Annotated in this window: 5 protein-coding genes and 1 pseudogene; all 6 read left to right on the top strand. The window is 55.6% G+C overall.

What is annotated here, in order from left to right; translation table 11 throughout:
* Nucleotides 1–971 (top strand): arabinose ABC transporter substrate-binding protein (locus ACLQ7H_RS00180; protein WP_411750928.1); only part of this gene is annotated, 971 nt, incomplete at its 5' end.
* A 60-nt stretch (nucleotides 972–1,031) separates the two neighbouring features.
* On the top strand, nucleotides 1,032–2,555 hold the full coding sequence (araG, locus tag ACLQ7H_RS00175) for an L-arabinose ABC transporter ATP-binding protein AraG (RefSeq protein WP_411750927.1): 1,524 nt from the start codon (nucleotides 1,032–1,034) through the stop codon (nucleotides 2,553–2,555).
* Nucleotides 2,556–2,572: 17 nt separating this feature from the next.
* Nucleotides 2,573–3,556 (top strand): L-arabinose ABC transporter permease AraH, encoded by a 984-nt coding sequence (gene araH / locus ACLQ7H_RS00170; RefSeq protein WP_411750926.1) that lies wholly within the window; start codon nucleotides 2,573–2,575, stop codon nucleotides 3,554–3,556.
* 185 nt (nucleotides 3,557–3,741) lie between these two features.
* Complete coding sequence (gene araC / locus ACLQ7H_RS00165) at nucleotides 3,742–4,659, top strand: arabinose operon transcriptional regulator AraC (RefSeq protein ID WP_411750925.1); 918 nt, start codon at nucleotides 3,742–3,744, stop codon at nucleotides 4,657–4,659.
* 321 nt (nucleotides 4,660–4,980) lie between these two features.
* Nucleotides 4,981–6,021, top strand: coding sequence for an oxidoreductase (locus ACLQ7H_RS00160; protein ID WP_411750924.1), 1,041 nt, complete (start codon nucleotides 4,981–4,983; stop codon nucleotides 6,019–6,021).
* Nucleotides 6,022–6,095: 74 nt separating this feature from the next.
* A pseudogene (locus tag ACLQ7H_RS00155) lies at nucleotides 6,096–6,216 on the top strand (bile acid:sodium symporter); the annotation flags it as partial.

Genomic DNA, 6,216 nt, shown 5'->3' with positions numbered 1-6,216 from the left:
CTAAGGCGTTGGCAGTGATTGGTCTGACGGCGGTTATGTCACATTCAGCTGTCGCAGAGACCATGAAACTGGGTTTTTTGGTTAAACAGCCAGAAGAGCCCTGGTTCCAGACCGAATGGAAGTTTGCCGACAAGGCAGGTAAAGACCTGGGCTTTGAAGTGATCAAGATTGCCGTGCCGGACGGCGAGAAAACCCTCAATGCCATCGACAGCCTGGCGGCCAGCGGGGCTAAAGGGTTTGTCATCTGCACCCCAGACCCGAAACTCGGCTCGGCGATTGTCGCCAAGGCGCGCAGCTACGACCTGAAAGTGATCGCGGTTGACGACCAGTTTGTTAACGCCAAAGGCAAACCGATGGAGAGCGTGCCGCTAGTGATGATGGCGGCCACCAAGATTGGTGAACGCCAAGGCGCAGAGCTGTGGAAAGAGATGAACAAGCGTGGCTGGCAAGTGGCAGAGACCGGCGTCATGGCGATCACCTCCGATGAACTGGACACCGCTCGCCGCCGTACTAGTGGCTCCATGGAAGCACTGAAAACCTCGGGTTTCCCGGAACAGCAAATCTACAAAGTACCAACCAAATCCAACGATATTCCAGGGGCGTTCGATGCTGCCAACTCGATGCTGGTGCAACATCCAGAAGTGAAAAACTGGCTGATCGTCGGGATGAATGACAACACCGTGCTGGGCGGAGTGCGAGCTACTGAAGGCCAGGGCTTTAAAGCGCCTAATGTGATCGGCATTGGTATCAACGGCGTTGATGCGGTGAGCGAGCTTTCCAAGAAACAGGCTACCGGCTTCTACGGTTCACTGCTGCCAAGCCCGGATATTCACGGCTACAAGAGCATTCAGATGCTGCATGACTGGGTAGAGAAAGGCGTGGAGCCGCAGAAATTTACCGAAGTGACCGACGTGGTGCTGATCACCCGCGACAACTTCCAGGTGGAACTGCAGAAAAAAGGCCTGATGTAAGGAGCGTGCCGCCTGTACCAAGCGGGCGGCCATTTATCGCACAGCATTGAGGAAAGCACTATGACTGCCGTCACGCCCTATCTGGCTTTCAAAGGCATCGGTAAAAGCTTCCCTGGCGTCAAAGCGCTGGATGAGATCAGTTTCAGTTGTCAGGCCGGGCAGATCCACGCGCTGATGGGGGAAAACGGCGCCGGGAAATCGACGCTGCTGAAAATCCTCAGCGGCAATTACGCTCCGAGCAAAGGGGAGATCCACCTCCAGGGGCAAGCCGTGCAGTTTGCCAATACCACTGACGCGTTGAACGCCGGAGTGGCGATTATCTACCAGGAACTGCATCTGGTGCCGGAAATGACCGTGGCAGAGAACATCTACCTGGGCCAGCTGCCGACCAAGCATGGCCTGGTGGATCGCAAACTGCTGCGTTATGAATCCCGCTTACAGTTGGAACACCTCGGGTTGGACATCGATCCGGATACCCCGTTGAAATACCTGTCGATTGGCCAGTGGCAGATGGTGGAGATTGCCAAGGCCCTGGCACGTAACGCCAAAGTGATTGCGTTTGATGAGCCGACCAGTTCACTGTCGGCACGTGAAATTGAACAACTGTTCCGGGTGATCCGCGAGTTGCGTGCCGAAGGACGAGTGATCCTGTATGTCTCGCATCGTATGGAGGAAATCTTTGCGCTGAGTGATGCCATCACCGTGTTTAAGGATGGCCGCTATGTGCGCACCTTCGACGATATGCAGCAGGTGAACAATGAAGTGCTGGTTCAGGCAATGGTTGGCCGCGATCTCGGTGATGTTTATGGCTATCAGCCACGCGAGCTGGGAGAGGTGCGGTTGCAGCTTACCGGGTTGCAGGCCGCCGGAGTGAAAACGCCTATCAGCCTTAACGTGCGTGCGGGTGAGATTGTCGGCCTGTTTGGTTTGGTGGGTGCAGGGCGTAGCGAATTGATGAAAGGGATTTTTGGCGCTACGCGGGTCACTGCGGGCCAATTGATGCTCGATGGCAAGCGGCTCGATGTTCGTTCACCGATCGATGCTATCCGTGCGGGCGTGATGCTGTGCCCGGAAGATCGTAAGGCCGACGGCATCATTCCGGTGCACTCGGTGCGCGACAATATCAACATCAGCGCACGCCGCAAAAGCATCAAGGCGGGCTGCCTGATCGATAACGCCTGGGAAACCAGCAATGCCGATCACCATATCCGCGCGCTGAATATCAAAACTCCAACGGCAGAGCAGCTGATCATGAACCTCTCCGGTGGTAATCAACAGAAGGCGATCCTGGGCCGCTGGCTGTCGGAAGAGATGAAGGTGATCCTGCTGGATGAGCCGACCCGCGGCATTGACGTTGGCGCAAAACACGAAATCTACCACGTGATTTATCAGTTGGCACAGCAGGGTATTGCGGTGCTGTTCGCCTCCAGCGATTTGCCCGAAGTGCTGGGGCTGGCGGATCGCATCATCGTGATGCGTGAAGGGGCGATCTCTGGCGAATTGACCCATAGCGAGGCCACTGAGGAAAAAGCCCTCAGCCTGGCGATGTTACGTACCCCCGATATTGCAGCGGCGATGGCCTGATTGTGAAGGAGCAAGAGATGTCGAGCATGACAACCAATTCTGTGAAAAACCGTGGCGGCCTTGGGTTGGCGCGTATCTGGGACAGCTATGGCATGCTGGTGGTATTCGCCGTGCTGTTTGTCGCCTGCGTCGCGTTTGTGCCGAATTTTGGCAGTTTTATCAATATGAAGGGCCTGGGGCTGGCGATCTCCATGTCCGGTATGGTGGCGTGCGGCATGCTGTTTTGCCTGGCCTCGGGTGATTTTGATCTGTCGGTGGCGTCGGTTATCGCCTGTGCAGGGGTCACCGCTGCGGTGGTCATCAACATGACCGAGAGCCTGTGGATCGGCGTGGCTGCTGGTTTGCTGTTGGGGGTGATCTCTGGGCTGATCAATGGCTTTGTGATCGCCCGGCTGAAAATTAATGCCCTGATCACTACCTTGGCCACTATGCAGATCTTCCGCGGTCTGGCCTATATCATTTCCGATGGCAAAGCGGTGGGTATTGAAGACGAACGTTTCTTCGCGCTTGGCTATGCCAACTGGTGGGGGCTGCCCGCACCGATTTGGCTCACCATTGGCTGTCTGATCCTGTTTGGTTTCCTGCTTAATAAAACCACCTTTGGCCGTAATACTCTGGCCATCGGAGGCAACGAGGAAGCGGCTCGTCTGGCCGGGGTGCCGGTGGTGCGTACCAAGATCATCATCTTTGTCCTTTCCGGGTTGGTGTCAGCTGCTGCGGGCATTATTTTGGCTTCGCGTATGACCAGTGGCCAGCCGATGACCTCCATCGGTTATGAACTGATCGTGATCTCCGCCTGCGTGCTGGGGGGCGTTTCGCTCAAAGGGGGCATCGGCAAAATTTCCTACGTAATCGCTGGGATCCTGATCTTGGGCACGGTAGAGAACGCCATGAACCTGCTGAATATCTCGCCGTTCTCGCAGTATGTGGTGCGCGGCGTGATCCTGCTGGCTGCGGTGATTTTTGACCGCTACAAGCAAAAAGCGAAGAGCGGGGCGTGAAGACCCATCACAATTTTGTGATTGCTATGAGCAGCATTTTGCCTGATGGGTAAACTTGCTAAAGGTGGGACAGTGTTTTGTCGTTTATTCAGCGATCGCTGCTCCCCCTTACTCCCCCAGTCAGTCAAGTATTGCGCTGCAATTGCCAGGCGCAGGGATATAGGTAAGACACTTTTGGAGGCCAGATGTATCATCGCATGGTTCAGGAACCCCAACCGAACCCGTTGTTGCCGGGTTACACCTTTAACGCCTACCTGGTTGCCGGGTTGACGCCGATTATGGCGGACGGGCCACTAGATTTCTTTATCGACCGCCCTGGCGGCATGAAGGGGTACATCCTCAATCTGACCATTAAAGGCCAGGGCAAAGTGTTTGACGGCGAGGAGACGTTTTACTGTAACCCCGGCGATCTGCTGCTGTTTCCGCCCAAGGCGGCACATAACTATGGCCGATCACCCGATAGTGACTGCTGGTATCACCGCTGGGTTTATTTCCGCCCGCGGGCCTATTGGGCCGACTGGCTGGAATGGCACAGTAAGGCGCATCAGGTAGGGCGTCTGACCTTGCCCAACAACCAGTTGCTGACCGAGTTTGACCGGTTGTTTGCCAACATAGAGCAGACCCAACGTTCTGGTCGTCGTTTTGCCGAAGAGATTGGCATGAACCTGTTGGAGCGGCTGTTGCTGCGCGCGATGGAGGAAGATCCCCTCAGCCCGCAGAAGATTATGGACCCACGAGTGATTGAGGCCTGCCAGTTTATTACCGGCAATCTGGCAGGGGAGCTGCGTATCGATGAAGTGGCTCGCCATGTTTGCCTTTCGCCTTCGCGGCTGGCACATCTGTTCCGTGACCAGGTAGGGATTAATATCCTGCGCTGGCGTGAAGATCAGCGGGTGATCCGCGCCAAACTGTTGCTGCAAACCACTCAGGAGTCGATTGCCACTATTGGCCGGGTAGTTGGCTATGACGATCAGCTCTATTTTTCCCGGGTGTTTCGCAAGCGGGTTGGCGTCAGCCCCAGCGATTTTCGCCGCCGTAGCCTGGAGATCAACTATCCGGTGAACCATTCCCAGCATCGGCCTTTGGTTGCCGCTGCCCGTTAGTTTGTAATACACAACCTCAACCTGTTCAGTTACGTAGGGACGCCGCATGCTGCGCCCGCTTAGCTGCATGCGGTGCCCGATTAACCCTATGCCTCGCTCGCTTGGCGGCATACCGCGCCGCCTGGATTATTGCCAGTTTGTTAACAATCTGCATTTAGCTCTTGTTCCGGCCCGCATCATGGTGTCAAATCGAATCAATCACGACTTCATCTTTTTCTAGCGGCAACACTCAGGGGCGGATTTCTTGCCCCCAACTTATATGGACGTAGCATTTCAACTGCCTGGAATTGATGCGTATATCGCCCTGTATGAGGAAACAAGATGTCTGAAACAATCCGCGTTGGCCTGGTGGGTTATGGTTACGCCAGCAAGACCTTTCATGCTCCGCTGATCGCGGGAACCCCTGGCATGGAGTTGGCCGCCGTTTCCAGCAGCGACGCCGGTAAAGTCCACGCCGACTGGCCGATGATGACGGTGGTCAGCGACCCGCAGGCGCTGTTTAACGATCCCTCGCTTGACCTGATTGTCATCCCAACGCCGAACGATACCCACTTCCCGCTGGCACAGCAGGCGATGGCGGCGGGCAAACATGTGGTGGTGGACAAACCGTTCACCGTGACACTGTCACAAGCGCAGCAGCTACAGCAGCAGGCAGAGCAGAGTGGACAACTGCTTTCGGTGTTCCACAACCGCCGCTGGGACAGCGATTTCCTGACTTTAAAAGCCTTGCTGAAAGACGGCGCTTTAGGGCAAGTGGTCTATTTTGAATCCCATTTCGATCGTTTCCGCCCGGAAGTCCGCCAGCGCTGGCGTGAGCAAGGTGGGGCTGGCAGCGGTATTTGGTACGATCTGGGGCCGCATCTGATCGACCAGGCGTTGCAGCTGTTTGGCAAGCCACAAACGCTGTTTGTCGATCTCGGCGAGCTACGTCCGGGTTCACAATCGGTAGATTACTTCCATGCGGTGCTCAATTACGGCCATCGGCGTGTGGTGCTGCATGGCACGGTGCTGGCAGCAGCAGAAACTGCCCGTTATATTGTGCAAGGTACGCAGGGCAGCTTTATCAAATATGGTCTGGATCCGCAGGAAGACCGTCTGAAAGCCGGCGAGCGTTTGCCGCAGGCCGACTGGGGTTACGATATGCGTGACGGAGTGGTGACGTTGTCACGTGATGGCATGCTGGCTGAACAACCGCTGTTGACTATTCCTGGCAATTACCCGGCGTATTATGCCGCCATTCGCGACGCGATTTCCGGTGCCGGTACCAACCCGGTTCCGGCCAGCGAGGCGATACAGGTCATGGAAATGATCGAGCTGGGCATTGAGTCGGCCAAACAGCAAAAAGCGATGCCGGTCAGTTAATATCAGCAATAGCAGCAGGGTTCAGAGCGCTTCTGAACCCTTTTTTACGCATTAATGGCAAGGAATTGTGCAGGATGTCCTGGTTACAACGTCTACGTATCGACAAGTTTTTACTGGTGCTGCTGATGGTGGTGCTGTTGGCCTCATTGCTGCCCTGTGAAGGGATTTGGCAGACTTTCTTCGAACATTTAACCA

It is taken from the genome of Serratia sp. (in: enterobacteria) (assembly GCF_046715635.1).
GTDB lineage: Bacteria > Pseudomonadota > Gammaproteobacteria > Enterobacterales > Enterobacteriaceae > Chania.
Note: the sequence above shows the minus strand (reverse complement) of the source record. Positions and strands in the feature narration are given on the sequence as shown.